The 22,085-nt window shown below is 68.3% G+C and carries 20 protein-coding genes and 1 pseudogene; 13 read left to right on the top strand and 8 right to left on the bottom strand.

All coding sequences use genetic code 11. The annotated features are described in order from the left end of the window. The first annotated feature begins 58 nt into the window (after positions 1–58). The gene (locus ACZ5YD_RS08165) at positions 59–742 is read left to right on the top strand and encodes a CRISPR-associated protein Cas4 (protein ID WP_379743050.1); all 684 of its coding nucleotides are present in this window, start codon (positions 59–61) and stop codon (positions 740–742) included. 18 nt (positions 743–760) lie between these two features. Here the strand turns inward: ACZ5YD_RS08165 and ACZ5YD_RS08160 are convergent, their stop codons facing one another. From ACZ5YD_RS08160 to ACZ5YD_RS08150, 3 genes are read right to left on the bottom strand one after another with little or no spacing between them, the layout of a single operon-like run. Beyond that, the gene (locus ACZ5YD_RS08160) at positions 761–1,396 is read right to left on the bottom strand and encodes an L-threonylcarbamoyladenylate synthase (protein WP_379742135.1); all 636 of its coding nucleotides are present in this window, start codon (positions 1,394–1,396) and stop codon (positions 761–763) included. Positions 1,397–1,400: 4 nt separating this feature from the next. Beyond that, entirely contained in the window at positions 1,401–1,913 is a 513-nt protein-coding gene (locus ACZ5YD_RS08155; RefSeq protein WP_379742132.1) for a redoxin domain-containing protein, read from the bottom strand. 1 nt (position 1,914) lies between these two features. Continuing rightward, positions 1,915–2,178, bottom strand: a complete 264-nt coding sequence (locus tag ACZ5YD_RS08150) for a glutaredoxin family protein (RefSeq protein ID WP_379742129.1) — start codon at positions 2,176–2,178, stop codon at positions 1,915–1,917. 262 nt (positions 2,179–2,440) lie between these two features. Here ACZ5YD_RS08150 and ACZ5YD_RS08145 point away from each other — a divergent pair, with 262 nt between their 5' ends. Beyond that, positions 2,441–3,826, top strand: coding sequence for a hemolysin family protein (locus ACZ5YD_RS08145; RefSeq protein ID WP_379742126.1), 1,386 nt, complete (start codon positions 2,441–2,443; stop codon positions 3,824–3,826). A gap of 4 nt (positions 3,827–3,830) precedes the next feature. Here ACZ5YD_RS08145 and ACZ5YD_RS08140 read toward each other — a convergent pair whose 3' ends face one another. From ACZ5YD_RS08140 to ACZ5YD_RS08120, 5 genes are all read right to left on the bottom strand, one after another. Continuing rightward, positions 3,831–5,033 (bottom strand): inorganic phosphate transporter, encoded by a 1,203-nt coding sequence (locus tag ACZ5YD_RS08140; RefSeq protein WP_379742123.1) that lies wholly within the window; start codon positions 5,031–5,033, stop codon positions 3,831–3,833. Position 5,034: 1 nt separating this feature from the next. After that, positions 5,035–5,163, bottom strand: coding sequence for a DUF7859 family protein (locus tag ACZ5YD_RS08135; RefSeq protein WP_379742120.1), 129 nt, complete (start codon positions 5,161–5,163; stop codon positions 5,035–5,037). A 405-nt stretch (positions 5,164–5,568) separates the two neighbouring features. Next, a complete protein-coding gene (locus tag ACZ5YD_RS08130; RefSeq protein WP_379742117.1) occupies positions 5,569–6,114 on the bottom strand; it encodes a metallophosphoesterase in 546 nt (181 codons plus the stop codon). Positions 6,115–6,119: 5 nt separating this feature from the next. Continuing rightward, entirely contained in the window at positions 6,120–10,541 is a 4,422-nt protein-coding gene (locus ACZ5YD_RS08125; RefSeq protein ID WP_379742114.1) for a replication factor C small subunit, read from the bottom strand. 85 nt (positions 10,542–10,626) lie between these two features. Beyond that, positions 10,627–11,853, bottom strand: a complete 1,227-nt coding sequence (locus tag ACZ5YD_RS08120; protein WP_379742111.1) for an inorganic phosphate transporter — start codon at positions 11,851–11,853, stop codon at positions 10,627–10,629. Positions 11,854–11,947: 94 nt separating this feature from the next. Here ACZ5YD_RS08120 and ACZ5YD_RS08115 point away from each other — a divergent pair, with 94 nt between their 5' ends. From ACZ5YD_RS08115 to ACZ5YD_RS08065, 11 genes and pseudogenes are all read left to right on the top strand, one after another. Beyond that, positions 11,948–12,505 (top strand): hypothetical protein, encoded by a 558-nt coding sequence (locus ACZ5YD_RS08115; RefSeq protein ID WP_379742108.1) that lies wholly within the window; start codon positions 11,948–11,950, stop codon positions 12,503–12,505. A 57-nt stretch (positions 12,506–12,562) separates the two neighbouring features. Continuing rightward, positions 12,563–12,763 (top strand): annotated as a pseudogene (gene samp2, locus ACZ5YD_RS08110) (ubiquitin-like small modifier protein SAMP2); the annotation flags it as partial. Continuing rightward, entirely contained in the window at positions 12,737–13,261 is a 525-nt protein-coding gene (locus ACZ5YD_RS08105) for a peroxiredoxin family protein (RefSeq protein WP_379743048.1), read from the top strand. The pseudogene samp2 and the gene ACZ5YD_RS08105, both read left to right, overlap by 27 nt. Then, entirely contained in the window at positions 13,261–13,857 is a 597-nt protein-coding gene (locus ACZ5YD_RS08100; RefSeq protein ID WP_379742105.1) for a GNAT family N-acetyltransferase, read from the top strand. Before ACZ5YD_RS08105 ends, ACZ5YD_RS08100 begins: the two co-directional genes overlap by 1 nt. A 60-nt stretch (positions 13,858–13,917) precedes the next feature. Beyond that, a complete protein-coding gene (locus ACZ5YD_RS08095) occupies positions 13,918–14,946 on the top strand; it encodes an LLM class flavin-dependent oxidoreductase (RefSeq protein WP_379742102.1) in 1,029 nt (342 codons plus the stop codon). Between the two features lie 150 nt (positions 14,947–15,096). Next, positions 15,097–15,894, top strand: coding sequence for an SAM-dependent methyltransferase (locus ACZ5YD_RS08090; RefSeq protein ID WP_379742099.1), 798 nt, complete (start codon positions 15,097–15,099; stop codon positions 15,892–15,894). A gap of 111 nt (positions 15,895–16,005) precedes the next feature. Further along, positions 16,006–18,807: an alanine--tRNA ligase gene (gene alaS, locus ACZ5YD_RS08085; RefSeq protein WP_379742096.1), complete on the top strand. Its 2,802-nt coding sequence runs from the start codon at positions 16,006–16,008 to the stop codon at positions 18,805–18,807. Positions 18,808–18,810: 3 nt separating this feature from the next. Continuing rightward, complete coding sequence (locus ACZ5YD_RS08080) at positions 18,811–19,596, top strand: alpha/beta fold hydrolase (RefSeq protein ID WP_379742093.1); 786 nt, start codon at positions 18,811–18,813, stop codon at positions 19,594–19,596. An 86-nt stretch (positions 19,597–19,682) separates the two neighbouring features. Beyond that, the gene (locus ACZ5YD_RS08075) at positions 19,683–20,399 is read left to right on the top strand and encodes a type 1 glutamine amidotransferase (RefSeq protein ID WP_379742091.1); all 717 of its coding nucleotides are present in this window, start codon (positions 19,683–19,685) and stop codon (positions 20,397–20,399) included. A gap of 118 nt (positions 20,400–20,517) precedes the next feature. Then, positions 20,518–21,693 (top strand): acyl-CoA dehydrogenase family protein, encoded by a 1,176-nt coding sequence (locus ACZ5YD_RS08070; RefSeq protein WP_379742089.1) that lies wholly within the window; start codon positions 20,518–20,520, stop codon positions 21,691–21,693. A 239-nt stretch (positions 21,694–21,932) separates the two neighbouring features. After that, complete coding sequence (locus ACZ5YD_RS08065; RefSeq protein ID WP_379742086.1) at positions 21,933–22,085, top strand: 50S ribosomal protein L39e; 153 nt, start codon at positions 21,933–21,935, stop codon at positions 22,083–22,085.

Genomic DNA, 22,085 nt, shown 5'->3' with positions numbered 1-22,085 from the left:
AACCGCCTCGCCCGGACGGGACTCGCCTCTCCCGTCCGGTTCGGTCTCGTTCGGCGACTTGACTCGCGCGGCCTACTGCCCGCGCCAGCTCTACTACGCCCGACGGGTCGACGATCGAACGATCCCCGACTCCCAGCGGGCCCGGATCGACCTCGCCTTTCGATACCCCGAACTGCTCGACCTCTCCGATCGCGACCTCTCGGATCGACCGATCGATCCGCCGCCGGCCCGTTATCGGCGGCGACTTCGGTCCCTTCGCGACGGCGGACTCGTGGATCGATTCGACGTCCCCTGGCGTTCCCTCGTGAACCCGGCCGACGAGCGCGTCCTGCTCGTCGGTCGGACGTGCCACGGCATAGCACACAAGGTCATCGACGGTCCCGATTCGGACGGTTCGTCCCCGGATCCACCGCCGATCCCGACGATCGTCTCGCCCGGGACGCCGCCGGAGACCGGCGTCTGGGAACCGCAGGCGGTTCGAGCCGTGGCCGTCGCGAAGGCGCTCGCATGGGAACGCGAACGGGAGATCCCGCGTGCGCTCGTCGAGTATCCCGCCGTCGGCGTCGTTCGGGAGGTGCGTCTCACGGTGCGGCGGCTGGCGACGTATCGACGGGCGCTTCGCGCCGCCCGCGGGATCGACGGTCCGCCGCCGAGGGTAAACGACGCCCGCTGTCCGCCCTGTGAGTACCACGAGAAATGCGGAACGAAGACCCGATCGCTTCGATCGCGGCTCGGGCTGTGAACACGCCGTCCTCCGGGCCTACCGCTCGGACTCGAGCCACGCCTCGACCGCGTCGGCGTTCGCGCCGCGGCGGTGGACGGTGCCCGTCGCCGGTTCGACGACGGTGCTTTCGACCCCGTCGGTCTCGCCGCCGTCGATGGCGACCGCGACCCGATCGCGGATCCCCTCGTCGAGGTCCTCGAGTCGGCGAACGCTTCCGGTTCCCGACCGGTTCGCGCTCGTCGCGGTGAGTGGCCCGGTCTCCGAAAGCAGCGCGAGCGCGATCGGATGGTCCGGGATCCGGATCCCGACCCGGTCTCGACCCGCAGTGAGCGCGTCCGGCACCGACTCGTCCCGCGCTACGATCACGGTGACCGGCCCCGGGAGGAACCGGCGGAGGCACGCCTCCTCGATGTCGGTCGGCTGGGTGTGTGCGAGCGCCGCGTCGACGCTCGCGACGCCGAGCGAGAGCGGCTTCGATCGGTTCCGGCCCTTCGTCTCGAAGACCCGCTCTACGGCCGCCGGATCGAGCGCGTCCGCTCCCAGTCCGTAGACGGTCTCGGTCGGGTAGACGACGAGTTCCCCTCGTGCCGTCGCCGCGGCCGCCCGGTCGATCGCCGCCTCGATCTCCGGCGTGACCGCCGGATCCGCGCTCGGGTTCGGCTGTCCGCTCATTCGCTCACCCGAGGAGGTCGCCGATCGCCGTCTCGACCTCGTCGTACGGCGGGAACGAGGGCTGCTCGTCGCCGACCCAGGCGTATCGAACCGTCCGGTCCTCGTCGATCACGAACACGGCGGGCCGGGCGTCGACGACCCCGGTCATCCCGTCGAGATCGTTCTCGATGCCGTAGTCCGCGAGCACCTCGCCGGCCGGATCCGAGAAGATCCGGGCGTCGACGCCGCGCTCATCGAGGAACGTCCCGTGTTCGTACGGCGTCGAGATGCTCAGTCCGACGACCTCGATCCGGTCCGTCCACTCTCGCTCGTCGATCTCGTTGTACACGTAGGTCGACTGGAACGCGCCGTCCATCGGATGTGCGACGAGCAGGACTGGCCCGTCCTCGATCAGGCTCGAGAGCGATCGATCCTCCCAGTACTCGTCGTTCACGAGAGGACGGGTGAAATCGGGCGCGGCCTCGCCGGCCTCGACGTGGTCCGTCTCCGGCAGGGAGACGACGTCGAACTCGACCATCTCAGGCTCCCTCCTCGCCGTAGGTGTTCTGCAGGTACTCGACGATGTTCGCGCTCTCGGACATCGTCACGCCGGTTCGTTCGTCGACGATCGCTGGAACGGTCCGGGCGCCGGAGACCCGCTTTACCACGTTCCGTTCGGAGTGCATCGGCTCGACGAACCGCGACCGGTACGCGAGTCCGAGATCGTTCAGCGTCCGGACGACCCGTTCGCAGTACGGGCACGCCTGCAGCCGATACAGGGTGATGTCTGTGTCCTCGGCCATGAGGACGGGTTGTGCCTCCTCGCGTGTAACCGTGTCGCCACGTCGTGGCGTCCGACCGGGCTCGATCCACCCGACCGATACGTTTCGGCGTCCGATCGCGTTTGATCGTCTCCGATCTCCTCTGATCGCCTCTGATCGTGTTTGATCGCATTCGATCGCCTCCGATCGCGGTAGTTCGCCGGTTCGGGGGCCGCTTCGGCCGAAACGATCCGAAACACCCTCCGAAATGATTTAACGGCTCCCCCTCTCACGTGTAATGAGAATGGGCTTATCGTCGAGTATCTCGGCCATCACCCTGCTCCAGGCGGCACCGATCGACACGACGACCTGGACGCTCCTCGGGATGGTCGCCATCGTCGTCCTGCTCGGACTGTCCGCGTTCTTCTCCTCCTCGGAGATCGCGATGTTCTCGCTCGCGAAACACCGCGTGGACGCGATGGTGGAGGAGGGCGTAGCGGCCGCCGAGACCGTCCAGGGCCTGCGGGAGAACTCCCACCGTCTCCTCGTGACGATCCTCGTCGGAAACAACATCGTCAACATCGCGATGTCGTCGATCTCGACCGCCCTGGTCGGCTTCTACTTCGACGCCGGGCCCGCGGTGCTCATCTCGACGTTCGGCATCACGGCGATCGTGTTGCTGTTCGGCGAGAGCGCCCCGAAGTCCTACGCGGTGGAACACACCGAGTCGTGGGCGCTTCGGATCGCCCGCCCGCTCAAGTACTCCGAGTGGGTGCTGTTCCCGCTCGTCGTGCTCTTCGACCACCTCACCCGGCTCGTCAACCGCCTCACCGGCGGTCGCGCGGCGATCGAGTCGACCTACGTCACCCGCGAGGAGATCCAGAACATCATCCAGACCGGCGAGCGCGAGGGCGTCATCGAGGAGGAGGAACGCGAGATGCTCGACCGGATCTTCCGGTTCAACAACACCATCGCCAAGGAGGTGATGACGCCGCGACTCGACGTCACCGCCGTCCCGAAATCCGCGAGCGTGGAGGAGGCGATCGAGACCTGCGTCCAGTCGGACCACGAGCGCGTGCCGATCTACGAGGGGAACCTCGACAACATCGTCGGGGTCGTGACCGTTCGCGACCTCGTTCGCGAGCTGCGATACGCGGAGGGTGAACCCTCCCTCGACCGCGTCGTCAAGCCGACGCTGCACGTTCCGGAGTCGAAGAACGCCGACGAGCTGCTCGAGGAGATGCAGGACAACCGCCTCCAGATGGTCGTCGTCATCGACGAGTTCGGGACCACGGAGGGCATCATCACCCTCGAGGACATGGTCGAGGAGATCGTCGGCGACATCCTCGAGGGCGACGAGCCGGAGCCCGTCGAGTTCATCGACGACGACGTCGCGATGGTCCAAGGCGAGGTCAACATCGACGAGGTCAACGAGATTCTCGGCATCGATCTCCCGGAGGGACAGGAGTTCGAGACCCTCGCCGGCTTCGTCTTCAACCGCGCCGGTCGCCTCGTCGAGGAGGGCGAGTCGATCGACTACGACGGCATCGACATCCGAATCGAGCGCGTCGACAACACCCGGATCATGAAGGCCCGAGTCACCATCACCGACGAGTATCGCGCCGACGATTCCCCCGAGGAGCCCGACGAGTCCGGTACCGAAGAGGCCGCGGAACCCGACGCCTCCTGAGCCCTCACGGAACGACCGCGACCAGCCGGTAGGCGCCGTACCCGAGCGCCAACGCGACCGCGAGCGATCCGATCCACGCCAGGACGGTATACCCCATCTTTCGACCGCTCACGCCCGAGTCCCCGGCGGCGTATCCCGCGCCGATGATCGCGGACACGATGATCTCGTTGAACGAGACCGGGATACCGAACGCGACGGCCGTCTGGGCGATCGCGAACGAGGGGATGAGCGCCGCGATGGAGCGGCGCGGCCCCATCGACGCGTAGTCCTGGGCGAGCGCCTTGATCATCCGCGGCGCGCCCGTCCAGGACCCGGCGAGCAGCCCGGCGCCGCCGCCGACGAGGACCGCCCAAAGCGGCACCGACGTCCCCCCGAGCAGCGGCACCAGGGGGCCGATCGCCAATCCGACCTGCGAGCCGCCCGCGGAGAACGCGACCAGCCCGCCGAGCGCCAGCAGGAACCGTCGCTGTCCCCCCTCGCGATCGCGTCCGAGGTCGGCGTGGACGACGGCGGCGACGCCTGCGGCGAACGCGAACGTCACGATGATCGCTCCGAGTCCGATTCCGAGGCCCGGATCGAACTCGGCGACCGCCGGGAGACGTCCGCCGAGGTCCCCCGCGATCGATCCCTGCTCGTCGGCCGGCCCCAGGAACGCGAATCCGACGTTCGCGAGGATCGCTCCGACCACTCCGGCGAGGCTCGCGGTCAACGCCCGCTCCGGGAGCCTCGGACTCTGGAGCGCGCGCGCGACGCCGTAGGCGACGCCGCCCCCGACGAACGGCGTGAGCACCCACAGCGTGGTTATCTCGGCGTACTTGCCCCACGCGGGGTCGCCCCCGAGGCCGAGGCCGACGCCGACGACCGCGCCCGTGACCGTGAACGCCGTCGCGATCGGATATCCCGTGAACACCCCGATCGCCACCAGCGCCGCCGCGGTCACGAGCGCGACGATCGCGGCCCCGGCGGTGAGCGTGACGCCGCCTATCAGCTCCGTGCCGACCGCCTCCGTGACGTTCGCGCCCTGAAGCACCGCCCCGAGAAAGCCGAGGACGCCGACGACGAGGCCCGCCCGCATCACGGAGATCGCGTTCGCGCCGACCGCGGGTGCGAAGGGAGTCGACCCCGACGATCCGGCTCCGATCGCCCAGGCCATGAACAGGCTCGCCAGCCCGGCGACGAGGAACGTGAGTGCCGTTTCGGCGGCCATCTTACCGCTGGCCGTCCTCGTAGCCCTCACGCAGGCTCAAGAGCGTGCGCCTGACGAGCAGGAAGCCGAACAGAAAGAGCCCGATCAACGCCAGGAGCAGGCCGATGAACACGGGATCCAGCGGGATCATACACCGCGGCTATTCCCGGCGTGGTGTTAGGCGTTTCGGCGCGACGGCGGAGCGTCCGACCCGGCCGTTTGTGTCGATCGCTAAAACGCCTCTTTGTGCCAAGCACGGATATATGCTCCCGGCGCTCCCACGTTCGGATGCGACACCCGCTTCGGCCCTCCCCCGCGATCCACGGACCGTCGACGATACCTGACCCCCACGCGACGTCGATTCAGATTACGGCGTCCACTCACCCAACGACGTTCCCCCCTTCGGCGCCGACGTTCCCCCCCTTTCGGCGTCGACGTCCCACCCGCCGTTCGGCTGGCGACCCACTTTCCCCTCACCCGATGTAGGCGCCGAACGCGTTGCCGTCGTCGACCGCGTCCCCGTTGCCGAGCGTGGTGTCGTCGATCCCCCCGGTTTTCACTCGCACTCGTCGCCCGCGGAGGGATCGATCCGGAACCGCTCGAACGTCTCGCCGCCGGGTGTCACGAGCCGTCCTCGAAGTCCGGTTTCGTCGCCCTCCTCGTCCACCGTCTCCAGCTCGGCGTGTGCGGTCCGGTTCCCGCGGGGCTGTGTGTGGCTGCCGGGGTTCACGAGCGTCACTCCGCCGGCCTCCTCGACCGTGGGACGATGGGTGTGGCCGAACACGACGGCGTCGGCGTCGCGTTCGCGGCCGAACAGCCGGAGTGCGGTCCTCCCGCCGCGGAGCGTGTGGACGACCGCGAACCGGACGCCCGCGTACTCCACCGTTCGCGTCTCCGGAAGCCGATCGCGAAGCGCCGCGTCGGCGTTGTTTCCGTGGACCGCTCGAAGCGTTCCGGCCTCCTCCGCGAACGCCTCAACCGCCGACTCGCGATGGAAGTCGCCCGCGTGGATCACCGCCTCGGCCTCCCGGACGGCGGTCAGGGTCGCTCCCGAGAGCCGGTGTCCCCCGGTGCTGTGTGTGTCCGAGACGATCGCGAGCATCGGCGTCACTCCGTCCCGTCGGGTTTGTCGGCCTCGCTCCCGTCCTCCCCGGGCAGCGAGAGCGCCGCGAGCAGCGACTCCAGTTGCACCTGCTCGTTCGCCCCCTCCGTGATCCGGTAGTCGGCCTCGCCGATCCGTTCCATCAGCCGGACGGCCTCGCGCTCCGTGAGGTCGAACTCCCAGACGGACCGGTGGAGCTGGTCGATCACGTCGCCGCCGGCCATCCCGGTCTCCGTGAGGAGTGTGTCGAGGGTCGCCCGAGCCCGAGAGAAGTCGCCCGAGAGCGCGTCCGTGACCATCGACTCGATCTCCTCGGGGCGGGCGGTCGCGGTGATCGCGTAGACGGCCTCCTCGTCGACGACGTCGCCGGTCGTCGCGGCCGCCTGCAGCGAGTTGATCGCCCGGCGCATGTCGCCGTTCGCCGCGTAGACGAGCGCGTCGACGCCCGCGTCCGTCACCTCGATGTCCTCGGCGGCGGCGATCTCGCGGACCTGGCCCGCGATCGCCTCGTCCGAGAGCGGCGAGAACCGGAAGACGGCACACCGCGACTGGATCGGGTCGATGATCTTCGAGGAGTAGTTACACGAGAGGATGAACCGCGTGTTGTCGGAGAACTGCTCCATCGTTCGCCGGAGCGCCGACTGGGCGTCGTCGGTGTTGTGCGTCAACACGCCGTTCGCGAGCATGAAGTTCGGCGTTCCTTCCATGCTGATGTTGTACGCCTTCCCGCGGTGGCTGTACTCGATGCTGTCGATCTGCACGGTTCGAACCGACTCGAGACCGCCGTCAGTGAGTACCGCAGCCTCGAACTCGTCCTTCTCGTAGTGTTCGTGATGCGGTAGTTCTCCGTCACCGACGACGATGAACGTGTACTTATCTCCGTACGTTTCGAGGAACTCCTCTACTTTCTCCGTCTGTCCCCACAGTTTGGCCACCCCTTTCACTTCGATCACCGTCTCGCCGACCACGAAGTCGGGGTGATATACTGAATCCGATAGTTCGAAGGCGGGTTCGTACTCGTATTCGATGCCGGCTTCCTGTAGTTTCTTGCCGACCTCGTATTCCCAATCGGATCGGACGAGATGACCGAGCTCCTCGCTGTGTCTGACGTTCCCACCCGTCGGTTCGTGTCCCTTCAGTGCCTCGGAGACCTTCGCTGCGATCTCGGGATCGCGCATTGGATTGTTATCCCCGGTGATATCACAGACCGGATAATCGCAGTTTTCGGCGCTTTTTTCGATGACTTCGGCCCGCTCGTCGGCATCGAGATTCCGCCACCACTCCGCAGCTGCCGCTCCGATCTTCCGCTTGGTTTCCTCGGCATCGGCATCGACGACCCACTCCTCCCAGGGCGTCCCCGACCGCATTTCGCTGATCGACTCACGGACTCGTTCGACCGTCTCCTCGTCCATGTCCCAGACGTGGGTCCCGTGGAAATCACCCCCGTAGTTCGGATTGCGTTCGCCAGCCAGCCGTCCATCGGAGAGTGCCTCGACGATCTTCTCCCGCCGCTCTTGGGACCACTCCGTCCCATGCATCGGATTGTTTTCACCGCTCATTTCCCGGCTGTGTCCCTCGTTCTTGCAGTCGATCGAGCAGAACCGTCCGGCAGTCCACGAGCCACAGACCTCACACCGAGACACCCCGATGTCGTCCTTGAAATCCGCGATCTCGTCTCCCGGGGATAGCTCCCGCAGCTCCTTCTCGACGAGTCTCCCGTCCTCGCCGACCACGAAGAACGGATGGGTCGGGCTCGCGAGGAACGTCCGCCCGTCATCCAGTTCAATCTCGAAGAAGTCCGCGATCCCGGAGTCAACGAGACGGCCGGCGTCCGACTGGATCTCGTTCGTCTCGAAGTCAACCGATGGGATCGGCTCGCCGTCCGTGCTCACCTCCTCTATCGGCTTCACCTTCGGTTTCGATGGGTATCCCGTTACCACCTCGGTCCCCGGCGGAACGCACAGCGAGTCGGCCTCGTCGAGAAAGATGAGCCGGTAGTCGTAGCCCCCGAAGGACGACCGTGCGAAGTTCTTGATCCGATCGCGAACCACGTCGATCCCGCGCTGATCGGAGGCGTTGAGCTCGAGGAAGTTCCCGCGCCAGTCGTCGCCGTAGATCTCGCGGGCGATCGCCGTGGCCGAGGTGGTGTTGTGCATCACCGTTGGGACGTTTCCGGCGACGTAGTTTCGCGTCCCGGGCACCGTCAAGTCGTAGACCCGCTCGTCGGTTTCGATCCGTTCCACGGATTCGACGCGGTCGTAATACAGATCGGCGTCGGCGATCGCGGTCGCCTCATTGAGCAGCTCGATCGTCTCGACCGACAGTCGATCCAGCGCCACCTCACGAAGCCGTTCAGCCACGGTTTCGAACCGCGCCACCGTTCCCGCGTGATCGTCGGCTTCCAGCAGATTCGCGAGATCCGCCGGCTCGAACGCGAGTCCCTCCGCGATCTCCACGTTTGAGGCGCCGATCAGGTCACGGCAGGTCCGCAACTCGGTCTGGACCGCCTCGAGCGCCGCGTTCTCGATCGGTCGGTCGAGTTCCTCGAGAACCTGCAGGGCGCGCGTCGCGTACGGGGTCCGCCGCCCGTCGCTGTATTCGAGGAGTCGATCGGATCGCACGCCGGTCGATTCGGCGATCGCCGACCGCGTCTCGATCGGCTCGAGGTCGCTTCGTTTCTCGATCCACGCCGCCGGGAGGCTCGTCGTCCCCGTCACCATCGGCTCCAATCGGTCGAGCCGCTCCAGTGCCCGTTGTACCTCCTCGATCCGATCGGCCGCGGCCGAGACGACGTCGTCCAGGACTGCACAGTACCGTTCCCTTCCGGGCGTCTCCGGATTCAGCGATTTCGGGAGGTGGTCGGTGACCGGAATGTCGAGTCGGCCACAGAGTTCCCGGAGCACCGTCTGTGCCGGGATCGTGTCGTGGTTCGGGTTGGCGTCCTTCGCGGCGTGTTCGTGAAGCCGATCGGCCTTGTACCCGATCGAGAAGCCGACCCGGTCGGCGAACGTCTCGAGCGCACTCGCGCCGGAGAGATATATCGCGTGGTAGGTTCGCTCGATCCCGGTCCCGTTCGTTGCCGCCTTCTCTAACGTCTTTCGCCGGCACGGGATCTCGAACGTCGAAAGCAGGTAGGAGACGAGCGTGATGTGGTCCGGATTTCGTTGGATGAGTTCGATGGTCCCTTCTGCTCCGACGTGAGCCTCGGCGTCGAAGACCGCACGGAGGAACGCGGCTCGTGGGGCGTCGTCCGCCGAGACGATCGCGGAGCCGATCGCCGTCTCCTCGTCGCCCGATGCGCTCGCAAAGACGTCGAAAACCGACTCGAGATAGTGGGTGAGCGTCCGTGACCCGATGCGAACGTATGGAACCCCGTGTTGGCACCCACGCTCCGTGTCGACCTCGAAGACCGTTCGTGCCGCCGATTCGAACGCCTCGAGGAGTCCCTCGTCGGTGTTGTAGAACTTGATCCGTCCGTCGTCGATCCTCGCCTCGCTGATCGCGAGTCCCAGGAACCGCGCGAGTTCAGGCGTCACGGTCGTCGGTGGCGTGATCGACCGCGACCGGTGGCCGACGGCGTTGACGTATTCGATCGTTTGCGCCGCGGGAACCCACTCGTTCGGCCGCAGATCACACGCGCGAAGCTCGGAGAGCGGTATCGAATTCACCCCCGATCCGGTCGCCCACTCGGCATCGAGCATCGAGACGCGGTCCGGAAGCGACTCCCACGCGAGCGTGACTTCGGTGCGGTCCGGGTCCATCTCCTCGAACCAACGGAGCGACGATCCCGACTCCGCCCCCGGGGGTGCGGGCGATTCCGGCGTCGGGACCGATAGCGGTCGAGCGACCCGATCGCCGGCCTCGGTGTCGGCTGCCGGAACCCACTCGAACCCGTCTTTGGTGATGACGCGGAGCTTGTGTTCCGGGGTCACCCGGAACTCGCCCCCGTCTCGCGTGCGGATCGTGACGAGTTCGTTCGCCTCCTTCGCGAAGACGTCCGAGGGGGAGACGTACTCGAAGTCGTTTTGCTCCGTCAGCGTGGCCACCTCGAGGTCGCGTTGCGGCGTCGAGAATCCGTCGATGTCGCCGACCACGTCCTCGATGCGCCTGATGCCGTCGCCCGTCAACACCGGCGTGTCGCCCGTGACGCACTTCCCGACGCCGGCAGGCCCGGAGAAGAGCAGGTGCGGCAGGTCGTCCTGTGCGATGTAGCTCTCGAGCCGCTCGACGATCTCCTCTTGTCCGTGGATCTCCCGGAGGGTCTGGGGCCGGTACTTCTCGATCCAGATCTCCCGGCCGGTCGCGGTCGCGGCCGTCGTCTCGGGGTCGTCGACGTCGGCTTCGGATCCCTCGGCGTCGACGTCCGCCTCCGGCTCTCGATCCGACGCTTCCCCGTCGGGGTCGGCCGGCTGTTCGGGGTCGCTCATACGTCGACCACCGTTCGGCGGGGTCATAAACGAACCGAGACGCCGACTCGCTTCGATGCGCCCGTGCCGTTCACGGCGGTCGGCCTCAGACCGGCCACACGCCGCCGAACAGGAGGCTGAACGTCAGGAACGACCCGACGGTCGCGAGGATCGGAACGAGGTTCTGCACCAGGATCACCCGGATCGAGGTGCGCGGATCGAACAGCTCCACGGCCGCCGGGACGTCCGCGGGGTCGGCGTCGCCGATCGCTTCGGGCGCGGATCGCTCCGTCTCCCTCGTCGGGTCGCCGACGGTCGGCGGGTCGTCGTCCGCACGCAGCGCGCCGACGGAGACGCTCGGGGACGTCTCGCCGGCGACCGCCTCGGCGACGGTGAACGTCCGGCTCGCGCGTCCCCAGCCGAGCCCGACGATGGACGTCGTCGCGATCACGACGAAGCTGGCCGGGACTCCCATCGCCGAGAGCCCGACGACGATCGTCGAGCTGATGACGGCCACCACGAGCGCGGCGGTCAACGGGAGGTCAGTGATGTCGTTTCCGAGCGTGTCCATCGTCCGTCTGGCGATCGTGAACGCGCCGACCGCGACGGCCGCGGAGCCGATCAGGATCCCCGGCGTCATGTCGATGGCCCCGCTGCCGACGAGCGGCGCGATGGCGTTCGCGATGTTGCTCGTTCCCGAGCTGAACGCCATCAGACACCCGATCGCGACGACCGCGGCGCTGCCCGCGATCTCGCGGCGCGTCGTGTCGGGTCCGGGAACTGGACGCGGCAGGCGCCCGCTCCGGTCGATCCGGACGAGCGGTCCCGCGGACCCGTCGATCGCGATCGCGTGCTCGATGCGAGCGTAGAAGTACCGACCCACGACCACCGAGAGCCAGAACCCGGCCACCGGCGAGACGATCCACCACAGCAGGATCTCGCCGACGACCGCCCAGTCGAGCTGCTCGGCGGCCAGCCCGAGCCCGGCGATCGCCCCGACCGCGGTCATCGAGGTCGAGGCGGGGGTGCCCGAGAGGTTCCCGAGGAACAGCGCGCCGCCGATGAAGGCCAACACGAGGATGCTCGCCTCGGGGGTGAACACGCCCGGCTCTCGAAGCAGGTCCGTCCCGAGCGTCTCGACGACTCGCCGGCCGATGGTGAACGCCCCGGCGAAGAAACAGACGCTCATCAACGCGCCCGCGGCCACCTTCCCGATCACGCCGGCGCCGACGGCCGGACCGAACGCGGGACCGGTGGTCGATCCCCCCACGTTGTACGCGACGAAACTGGCGATGACGACGCCCGCGACGAGCAACGGATCGGTCGCGATCACGGCTCGATCGGAGGGAGGCGACGATCGAATATAAACGCCGCCGTCTCCCGGTACGGCGAAAGCGTTTGGTCGATCCGCGCCCTACCGCCGCCCGATGCGACTGCGCGGCCGACAGACCCAGTTCTACATCGACATCGTCTACGGCGTCGCCTTCCTCGCGGGGTTCGGCTACCTGATGATCGCCGGGATGGACGCCCGCGTGGCGGCCTTCTCCGGCGGGCTCGTCCTCGGGTACGTGCTTCGCGTCTGGGAGAACATGACCGTCTACGAGCGCGTCCTCGAGGAGCAGGTGGCCGAGAAGGCCGAGGATCGCGTCGCAGTCGAGGCGGAAGAGCAGGTGGCGGCGGAAGCCGAAGAGCAGGTGGCGGCGGAAGCCGAAGAGCAAGTCGCCGCAGAGGCGGAGGAACGGGTCGCGGCCGAGGCGGAAGAGCAGGTCGCAGAGCGGGCCGAGGATCGCGTCGCCGAGGAGGTGGACGACAGGGTGGCCCGGGAACTCGAGGACCAGGTCGCGGACGAGGTGGAGACACGGGTGGCCGAGGAGGTCGAAAGCCGCGTGCAACGCGACGTCGAGTCGGAACTCATCGACCGGGTGAGCGAGATCGACGAGGATCTCGCGGCCGAGCTGGCCGACCGGCTTCGCTCGGAGTCGTGAGGTCGCCCGCGCGTGTCGAACCGATCGCTTCAACCCGATCAGGCCCCAAACCCGAGCATGAACGTCACCGTCGAGGTCGTCGGCGAGGGGAGTCGCGATCTCTCGTGTGGCCCCGAGGACACCTACGGCGACCTGATCCGCGCCGTCGGATACAGCCCCCAGGAGGCCTCCGCCCTCGTCGACGGGTCCCCGGTCCCCGAGGATCGGACCGTGGATTCCGACTCCGTTACGGTGCTTCGGCTGATCAAGGGCGGGTCGGACGGTCGGTCCGATCTCGGCGTTCCAGGGGACGTCGACTTCGCGGGCGCGAACGTCGGGGCGGGTCCCGACCCCTTCGTGTTGTCCGAGGCCGACGCCGACCTCGCCGCCCTGTTCTTCCACCGGGACCACCTCTGTGGCAACTGCCGAACGCAGGTCAAGACCGTCGTCGCTCGCCACGACGACTTCGAGAACGCCGGCGTCGAACCCGTGTCGATCCTTCCGGAGCCCCGCGATCGCGCCGCCGAGTGGGTCGCGGAATACGACGTTCCCTACCCCTTCGTCGCCGACCCCGACGCCGAGATCGCCAGCCAGTACGGTCAGCGGCGGCGGTTCGGACCCATCGGCCGCCGGGTCGATCTGATCGGTCGGATGCCAGAGGTCGTCCTCGTCGACCTGCGCCGGGACCCCGAGGTCCTGTGGCGATACGCCGGCGACCACCCCGGCGACAGGCCCGGGATCGAGGCGATCCTCGAGGAGGCCGCGAAGTTCACGTGATGACGGGGGAGGACGACCCGCGATCGCCGGACGCTCCGGCATCGGAGGCACCATCGCCGGACGCTTCGACACCGGAGGCACTATCCTCGATCGACTCCGACGATCCTCCCTCCGGCATCACGACCCGGCCCGCCGATGCGGACGAGTACGTGGACGTGATGCGGATCCTCGAGGGGGCGCTGCTCGACGTCGACGCCGACGAGGTTCGCGAGCGGATCGAGGCCGAGGACGTCCTGGCCGCCGTCGAGACGGCCGACTCGGCCGTGGGTGGTTCGGACGCCGCTCCCGTGATCGCCGCGATGGTGCTCGTCCCGCGGCACGCCGGGGTTCATATCGAAGCCATCGCCGTGAATCGCTCCCGTCGCGGACGCGGGATCGGATCGGCGCTCGTCCGGGCGGGGATCCGCCACGCCGCGGGCCGCGGTTTCGATCGGGTCGTCGCGGAATTCGATCCAGATCTGCGGGAATTCTACGCGGGCATGGGGTTCTCGATCGGGGCGAACGATCGCTCCCCCGACGACGACCGCTCCGACGATCGGCTGTTGGGGGAGCTTGCCCTCGAGTCGGCATCGAACGATCGGTCCTCGTCCAGGTAGCCGGCGGATCCGGACGTTCCGGAGCCGAACCGTTTTCTCCGGGGGACTCCGAATCCGAGCATGAAGCTCTCCGCCGTCGATCTCTCCCCGGTCCCCGACGACGGGACCGCCGCCGACGCGTACGCGAACACTGTCGAGGCCGCACGCCAGGCCGAGCGGCTCGGCTACGAGCGCTTCTGGGTGGCCGAACACCACGGCATGGCCGACACGCTCGCGGGAACCACGCCGGAGGTGTTGCTCGGCCACCTCGCCGCCCGGACCGACTCGATACGGCTCGGCTCGGGCGCCGTCCTGCTCAACCACTACAGCCCGTTCAAGGTCGCAGAGCAGTTCGGCGCGCTGGACGCGCTCGCGCCGGGGCGGATCGACGCGGGATTGGGACGCGCGAACGGATCGCCCGCCGCCGATCGGGCGCTCGGGACGGACAGGCACGTCCGAAATCCCGACGAGGACCACGCGGAGCGGATCGAGGCGGTCCTCTCCCATCTCTACGACGAGTATCCGGACGACCACGCCTACGCGGATCTGGAGATCCCCCGCTCGGAGGACGGTCCGGCCGTCCCGTGGGTGCTCGGGTCGAGCCCGTCGAGCGCGGCCATCGCCGGGGAGCTCGGGCTGCGTTTCTGTTTCGCCGCGTTCATCCGCCCGCAGTTCGCCGTCCCCGCCTTCGAGGAGTACCGGGAGCGCTTCGAGCCTTCCCGGTTGGGGGGCGGCGTCGACGAGCCGGAGGGGATGGTCGCTTTGAACGCCGTCTGTGCGGAGACCGACGCGGCGGCCGCCCGGCTCCGATCCGTCGCGGAGGCGTCCTACAGGCGGATGCAACGTGGCGAGGTCGGCACCCGACCCGCCATCGAGGAGGCGATCGACGAGATCGGCGGCGTCCCCGACCCGACGCCCGCCACCCTCGATCCCGACGAGTGGCCACGGGCGATCTCCGGCAGTCCGGAGACGATCGAGGGGCTGCTCGACCAGCTCGCCGACCGCGTCGGCGTCGACGAGGTCATGATCCAGCACGTCCTCGGCGACCACGAGGACGCGCTCCGCTCGCACGAGCTGTTGGCGGACGCCGTCGGTCTCTCCGCCCGATGACGTGTGGCGGCCGTTCCGACCGGATGACTCCCGGTCCCGTCCGGCGCCATCCGACGTGCCTTTCCGGGTCCGCGACGTTTCGATCGACATGAACACGGATTCGTCCGCGATCTCCGGGGGAGACGTCGATCGAGGGCCGGTGAAGTACGCATGACGCGCAAGGACATGTACTACAACCGCTCCAAACAGGAGGGGTACCGGAGCCGGGCCGCCTACAAGCTCCGGCAGCTCGACGAGACGGCATCGCTTTTCGACCGCGACGACACGGTCGTCGACCTGGGCGCCGCGCCGGGCGGCTGGCTGCAGATCGCCGCCGAGCGCGTCGGGGCCGGGGGAACGGTTGTCGGAGTCGACCTCCAGCGCATCCGCGATCTCGACGCCGAGGACGACTGGGGCGACGGCGACGTCGCGACCGTCGAGACGATCCGCGGAGACATGACCGAGGAGAAGACGACGGACCGGCTGCGGGAGACGATCGGCGAGCGCGGCGCGGACGTGGTGATCTCCGATATGGCCCCCAACATGACCGGCGAGTACGGCCTCGACCACGCCCGCTCGGTCCACCTCGCCCGCCAGGCGTTCGAGGTCGCGCTCGACCTCCTCGCGCCCGGCGGCGACCTGGTCGTCAAGGTGTTCCAGGGTAAGGACCTCGCCGATCTCGAGTCGGACATCGAGGCCGAGTTCGAGTACGTTCGGACGGTCTCGCCGCGGGCCTCCCGCGACTCCTCCTCGGAGGTGTACCTCGTCGCGAAGGGTCGGCTCACCGCGCCCGTCTCCGAGGGGGATCGGCTCACGGTGGAGATCGTCGGTTCCGGCGAGGAGGGCGACGGGATCGCCAAACGCGACGGCTACACGATCTTCGTTCCCGGGGCCTCCGAGGGCGAGACCGTCGAGGTCGTCGTCGACGATCTCAAGCCGAAGTTCGGGTTCGCCGAACGCGTCGACTGAGCCGTCCCGACGGCGTCGACCGAAACCCCGAAAAACGCGCAACTGCGTCGGATCGACGGCGAGCGGCCGACCCCGGAACCCTTTTGGCCAAACGTCGGCCACACAACGGTAATGAGTGCGCTCGAGGACGAATATCGTCTCGATTACTTCGAGGAGGAGGGCTTTCACCGCCGCGAGTGTTCCTCCTGTGGCGTCCACTTCTGGACGCGCGACGACGACCGGGAACTGTGCGGCGAACCGCCCTGTGAGGACTACAGCTTCATCGGCGATCCGGGCTTCGACGAGCCGTACACGCTCGAGGAGATGCGCGAGGCGTTCCTCTCGTTCTTCGAGGGTCACGACCACGAGCGCATCGACCCCTATCCCGTCGCGGCGAACCGCTGGCGCGACGACGTCCTGTTGACCCAGGCGTCCATCTACGACTTCCAGCCGCTCGTCACCTCCGGGGAGACGCCGCCGCCGGCGAACCCCCTCGCCATCTCCCAGCCGTGCATCCGGATGCAGGACATCGACAACGTCGGCAAGACCGGCCGGCACACGATGGCCTTCGAGATGATGGCTCACCACGCCTTCAACGTCCGCGAGGACGCCGACGACGAGTACGCCTACGAGGGCGAGGTCTACTGGAAGGACGAGACGGTCGCCTACTGCGACGAGTTCTTCGAGTCGCTGGGCGCGAACCTCGAGGAGATCACCTACATCGAGGACCCGTGGGTCGGCGGCGGCAACGCCGGCCCCGCCATCGAGGTCATCTACCGCGGCGCCGAGCTCGCCACGCTCGTCTTCATGTGCATGGAACAGGACCCCGAGGGCGACTACGAGCTGAAGGACGGGAACACCTACTCCTTCATGGACACCTACATCGTCGACACGGGCTACGGGCTCGAGCGGTGGACCTGGATGAGCCAGGGCACGCCCACCGTCTACGAGGCGATCTACCCCGACGCGATCGAGTTCCTGAAGGACAACGCCGGCATCGAGCACACGGAGGAGGAACGCGAGATCATCAACCGTGCGGCGACGCTCGCGGGCCGGCTCGACATCGACGACGTGGAGGACGTCGAGGACGCCCGCGGCGACATCGCCGAGAAGCTCGACGTCGACGTCGAGGAGCTTCGTGCCCTCCTCGAGCCGCTCGAGTCGATCTACGCGATCGCCGACCACTCGCGGACGCTCGCGTACATGCTCGGCGACGGCATCGTCCCCTCGAACGTCTCGACAGGGTACCTCGCGCGGATGGTCCTCCGGCGGACGAAGCGGCTCGTCGACGACGTCGGCGTGGACGCGCCGCTCGACGAGCTCGTCGACATGCAGGCCGAGCGCCTCGGCTACGAGAACCGCGATACGATCCGCGACATCGTCCGAACCGAGGAGCGCAAGTACCGACGGACGCTGGAGCGCGGCACCCGGAAGGTCGAACAGATCGCCGACGAGTACGCGGGAGCTGACGAGCCCATCCCGACGGAGACGCTCATCGAGCTGTACGACTCACACGGCATCCAGCCCGACACCGTCGCCCAGATCGCCGCCGATCGGGGAGCCACCGTCGACGTTCCCGACGACTTCTACGGGCTCGTGGCCGACCGACACGAGGAGGCCGGCGAGAAGACGGCCGCCGAGCGCGACGACCGGCTCGCGGACCTCCCGGAGACCGAGGAGCTGTTCTACGACGACCAGGAGCGCATGGAGTTCGAGGCGGTCGTCCTCGACGTCCTCGAGGTCGACGCGACGGATGATGGAGACGACGGGGAGCCGGCATACGACGTGGTCCTCGACCAGACGATGTTCTACCCGGAGGGCGGCGGCCAGCCGGCCGATCGCGGGACCCTCACCGCCGGCGAGACGACCGTCGAGGTCACCGACGTCCAGAAGGTGGACGGGGTGGTCCTCCACCGCACCGACGGGGACCCGGGGAAAGGCGAGTTCGTCCGCGGCCAGGTCGACGGCGAACGTCGCCGGCAACTGATGCGCCACCACACCGCGACCCACCTGATCGGCCACGCCGCCCGCGAGGTGCTCGGCGACCACGTCCGGCAGGCCGGCGCCCAGAAGGGGCTCGACTCCTCGCGGCTCGACGTCCGCCACTACGAACGGATCACCCGCGAGGAGGTGAAGGCGATAGAGCGCGTCGCCAACGACCTCGTGATGGACAACGTCGCCGTCCGCCAGGAGTGGCCCCACCGCCACGAGGCCGAGGCCGAACACGGCTTCGACCTCTACCAGGGCGGGGTTCCGCCGGGAACGAACGTCCGGCTGATCCACGTCGGAGACGCCGACGTCCAGGCGTGTGCCGGGACGCACGTGAGCCGGACCGGCGACGTCGGGGCGGTGAAGGTGCTCAAGACCGAGCCCGTCCAGGACGGCGTCGAGCGGATCGTCTTCGCCGCCGGCACCGCCGCGATCGAGGGGACCCAGCGGACCGAGGACGCGCTGTACGACGCCGCCGACGTCCTCGACGTGGATCCCCTCGACGTCCCGGGGACGGCGGAGCGGTTCTTCGAGGAGTGGAAGGACCGCGGCAAGGAGATCGAGCGGCTCAAAACGGAGCTCGCGGAGGCGAGAGCCAGCTCCGGCGACGCCCTCGAGGAGGTCGACCTCGACGGCGACGCCGTTGTCATCCAGCGGCTCGACGCGGACTCCGACGAGCTGCGGGCGGCGGCGAACGCCCTCGTCGAGGAGGGCAAGGTCGCGGTCATCGGCTCCGGCGCCGGCGGCTCCGCACAGTTCGTCGTCGGCGTTCCGGACGACGTCGGCGTGAACGCCGGGGAGGTCGTCAGCCGGCTCGCGAGCCGCGTCGGCGGCGGCGGCGGCGGTCCGCCCGACTTCGCCCAGGGCGGCGGCCCGGACGTCGACGCGCTCGACGACGCGCTCGCCGAGGCCGCCGAAACGGTGCGGTCGATCAAGCGGGCGTAGACCGTGGCCCGCGCGGAGAACGGTCCGGTCTCGATCCGATACGAGCGCGACGGGTCGGGCCCCGCGGTGCTGTTCGTCGGCGACGTCGGCCTCGGCGCCTGGCAGTTCGGCTGGCAGCACGCCGCGGTCGCCGGTCCCTATGCCGCCATCACCCCGGAGATTCGCGGGATCGGCCGGTCGGACGCGCCGTCCGGACCCTACCGCGTCGACGACCTCGTCGCCGACCTCGAGGCGGTCCTCGCCGCGGAGGGGCGTCGCCGCGTCCACCTCGTCGGATACGGATTTGGCGGCATGCTCGCGCTCGCCTACGCGCTCTCGTCCTCGCGTCCGAGGAGCCTGACGCTTTTCGGAACGCCCCCCGCGGGCGACGCCTACAACCCCGACTCCCTGTGGGCCGACCCGAACGATCCGGCCGCCGTCGAGGCGTCGGTGAACGCGCTCCTCTCGTCGGACTTTCGGGAGTCCCACCCCGACGTCGCGTCCCGGATCGTCGACTGGCGGGTTCGCGAGGACGCCGCGAGGGGGCCGTTCGAGGCACAGAAAGCGGCGCTCTCCGCGTTCGACGTCGGGGATCGGCTTCACGAACTCACGACGCCGACGCTCGTGATCCACGGCGGCGAGGACGCGATCTGTCCGGCTCACTACGGACGGTCGCTCGCCGAGGGGTTGCCCCGCGGCGAGTTCCGCGCCGTTGAGGATGCAGGTCACCTCGTCGGCGTCGAAGCGTCCGCGACAGTAAACGACGAGCTGGTCGGCTGGCTCGCGGAACACGCGGATCGGGACCGCTGATCTTGGCGGCGTTCCTCCCGTGTCGGACGCCGGCAGCGTTCGGGACGGACACAACCGTTTTGAGGCTGTGACGACTGGATCCGACAATGACGCGACTTCGATTTGCGCTGCTCAACGCGGCTCACGACGCCGCACACAACCGGCGCAACTTCCGCCGGGAGCTCGATGCCGACCTCGTCGAGTTCCGGGCCACGGAGGGCGAGCTGCCCGACCACCACGAGTACGACGCGATCGTCATCACCGGCTCGCGATCGTCGGTCTACTGGGACGAGGAGTGGATCCCGCCGCTCGTCGAGTACGTCTCGGAGGCGGTCGATCGCGGCGTTCCCGCGCTCGGCATCTGTTACGGCCATCAGGTGCTCGCGGAGGCGCTCGACGGCCGCGTCGCCGGCATGGACGACTTCGAGCTGGGCTACGCGGAGATCGACCACCACGGCGACGAGATCTTCGAGGGGGTCGACGGGACGTTCACCGCCTTCGCCTCCCACGGCGACGCCGTCGTGGAGCTGCCGCCGGAGGCCGAGCTGCTGGCCGAGAACGAATACGGCGTCCACGCCTTCCGGTGCGGCCACAGTTGGGGCCTCCAGTTCCACCCCGAATACGACGTCGAGACGGCGAGACACGTCGCCGACGGAAAGCGTGACCGGCTCGGCGACGCGCGGGTCGACGACGTTCTCGCCGGCATCTCCCCGGAGGCCCACGAGGCGGCCTGCGAGGCCAAACAGGTCTTCGAGAACTTCACGTCGTACGTTCGCGACCGGGTCGCGGACGCCGACCCCGCGACGGCGCCGGCGGACGACTGATCGGCGTCCAGTCGTCCGTTCTCTCTTCCCCGCCTTCGTTTCCCGTTCGATCTTCGGTCCCGTCGTTCGTGTGACCGGTTTGCAAACACCTTTTGACGTCCTCCGTCGACGTTCCGTCATGCTCGATTACGTGGGGCTCGAGGCGGACCTCGACCGGGAGGAGCGGATGATACGCGACACGGCCCGTCGGTTCGTCGACGAACAGGTACGTCCGGACGTCGGCGAGCACTTCGAGAACGGGACGTTCCCGACGGAGTTGATCCCCGAGATGGGCGATCTCGGGTTCTACGCGCCCAACTTGGACGGGTACGGCCTTCCGAACGTCTCCGAGACGGCCTACGGGCTGTTGATGCAGGAGCTCGAGGCGGGCGACTCCGGGCTGCGCTCGATGGCGAGCGTGCAGGGCGCGCTCGTGATGTATCCGATCCACGCGTTCGGCAGCGAGGCGCAAAAGGACGAGTGGCTCCCCGAGCTCGCCACCGGCGAGGCCGTCGGCTGCTTCGGATTGACCGAGCCCGAACACGGGTCGGACCCCGCCGCGATGGAGACCCGCGCGGTTCGGGACGGCGACGAGTACGTCCTCAACGGCTCGAAGACGTGGATCACGAACTCGCCCATCGCCGACGTCGCCGTCGTCTGGGCGCGCGATCGCTCGGCGGCGGACGACGGCGAGACGGGCCCCGTTCGCGGGTTCCTCGTCGAGACCGACCGCGACGGCGTGACCACGAACGAGATCGAGGAGAAGCTGTCGCTTCGGGCGTCGATCACCGGCGAGATCGGCCTCCAGGACGTTCGGGTGCCCGACTCGAACGTGCTCCCCGGCGTCGAGGGAATGAAGGGACCGCTGTCGTGTCTCACGCAGGCGCGCTACGGGATCGCGTGGGGGGCCGTCGGCGCGGCCCGCGACTGCTTCGAGACGGCCCGCGAGTACGCCGGCGACCGCGAGCAGTTCGGCGGGCCGATCGCCCGCTTCCAGCTCCAACAGGGGAAGCTCGCGGAGATGGCCACCCAGATCACCACGAGCCAGCTTCTGGCCCACCGGCTCGCCGAGTTGAAGGAGCGCGGCGAGTTGCGCCCCCAGCAGGTCTCGATGGCCAAACGCAACAACGTCCGGATGGCCCGCGACCAGTCGCGGGTCGCCCGCGAGATCCTCGGCGGCAACGGGATCACGACCGACTACCCCCCGATGCGCCACATGGCCAACATGGAGACCGTCTACACCTACGAGGGGACCCACGACATCCACACCCTGATCCTCGGGGAGGACCTCACGGGGGTGGCCGCCTACGAGTGAGCCGCGGTTGGGCTCTCTCGTCGCTTCCGGGGTGAGCCTCCCCCGGGCTCTCTCGTCGCGTCCGGAGGAGCCGCGGTCGCGCTCGCTCGTCGCTTCCGGGTGAGCCGCCGTCCGGTTCGCTCGTCGATCACGAGCGATCGTCCGTCGAACTCGATCGGCGCACGACCCGGGGCGGCGATCCGTCCGATCGGGCCCATATGGAAGGGGTTTTAAGCGCTCCGTGGGAACAACGGGCCACTATGGGCGAGAAATCGAAGGCCAAGAAGAAGCGTCTGGCCAAAGCCGAGCGCCAGAACCAGCGCGTGCCGTCCTGGGTCATGATGAAGACGGACATGAACGTCACCCGCAATCCCAAGCGGCGTAATTGGCGGCGAAGCGACCTCGACGAGTAG

Source organism: Halopenitus salinus, assembly GCF_055397165.1.
Note: the sequence above shows the minus strand (reverse complement) of the source record. Positions and strands in the feature narration are given on the sequence as shown.

Excerpts from the sequence above, each read along its gene's own strand:
- ACZ5YD_RS08160 (WP_379742135.1), bottom strand. The coding sequence starts at position 1,396 with ATGAGCGGACAGCCGAACCCGAGCGCGGATCCGGCGGTCACGCCGGAG.
- ACZ5YD_RS08155 (WP_379742132.1), bottom strand. The coding sequence starts at position 1,913 with ATGGTCGAGTTCGACGTCGTCTCCCTGCCGGAGACGGACCACGTCGAG.
- ACZ5YD_RS08150 (WP_379742129.1), bottom strand. The coding sequence starts at position 2,178 with ATGGCCGAGGACACAGACATCACCCTGTATCGGCTGCAGGCGTGCCCG.
- ACZ5YD_RS08145 (WP_379742126.1), top strand. The coding sequence starts at position 2,441 with ATGGGCTTATCGTCGAGTATCTCGGCCATCACCCTGCTCCAGGCGGCA.
- ACZ5YD_RS08140 (WP_379742123.1), bottom strand. The coding sequence starts at position 5,033 with ATGGCCGCCGAAACGGCACTCACGTTCCTCGTCGCCGGGCTGGCGAGC.
- ACZ5YD_RS08135 (WP_379742120.1), bottom strand. The coding sequence starts at position 5,163 with ATGATCCCGCTGGATCCCGTGTTCATCGGCCTGCTCCTGGCGTTGATC.
- ACZ5YD_RS08130 (WP_379742117.1), bottom strand. The coding sequence starts at position 6,114 with ATGCTCGCGATCGTCTCGGACACACACAGCACCGGGGGACACCGGCTC.
- ACZ5YD_RS08125 (WP_379742114.1), bottom strand. The coding sequence starts at position 10,541 with ATGAGCGACCCCGAACAGCCGGCCGACCCCGACGGGGAAGCGTCGGAT.
- ACZ5YD_RS08115 (WP_379742108.1), top strand. The coding sequence starts at position 11,948 with ATGCGACTGCGCGGCCGACAGACCCAGTTCTACATCGACATCGTCTAC.
- ACZ5YD_RS08100 (WP_379742105.1), top strand. The coding sequence starts at position 13,261 with ATGACGGGGGAGGACGACCCGCGATCGCCGGACGCTCCGGCATCGGAG.
- ACZ5YD_RS08095 (WP_379742102.1), top strand. The coding sequence starts at position 13,918 with ATGAAGCTCTCCGCCGTCGATCTCTCCCCGGTCCCCGACGACGGGACC.
- ACZ5YD_RS08090 (WP_379742099.1), top strand. The coding sequence starts at position 15,097 with ATGACGCGCAAGGACATGTACTACAACCGCTCCAAACAGGAGGGGTAC.
- alaS (WP_379742096.1), top strand. The coding sequence starts at position 16,006 with ATGAGTGCGCTCGAGGACGAATATCGTCTCGATTACTTCGAGGAGGAG.
- ACZ5YD_RS08075 (WP_379742091.1), top strand. The coding sequence starts at position 19,683 with ATGACGCGACTTCGATTTGCGCTGCTCAACGCGGCTCACGACGCCGCA.
- ACZ5YD_RS08070 (WP_379742089.1), top strand. The coding sequence starts at position 20,518 with ATGCTCGATTACGTGGGGCTCGAGGCGGACCTCGACCGGGAGGAGCGG.
- ACZ5YD_RS08065 (WP_379742086.1), top strand. The coding sequence starts at position 21,933 with ATGGGCGAGAAATCGAAGGCCAAGAAGAAGCGTCTGGCCAAAGCCGAG.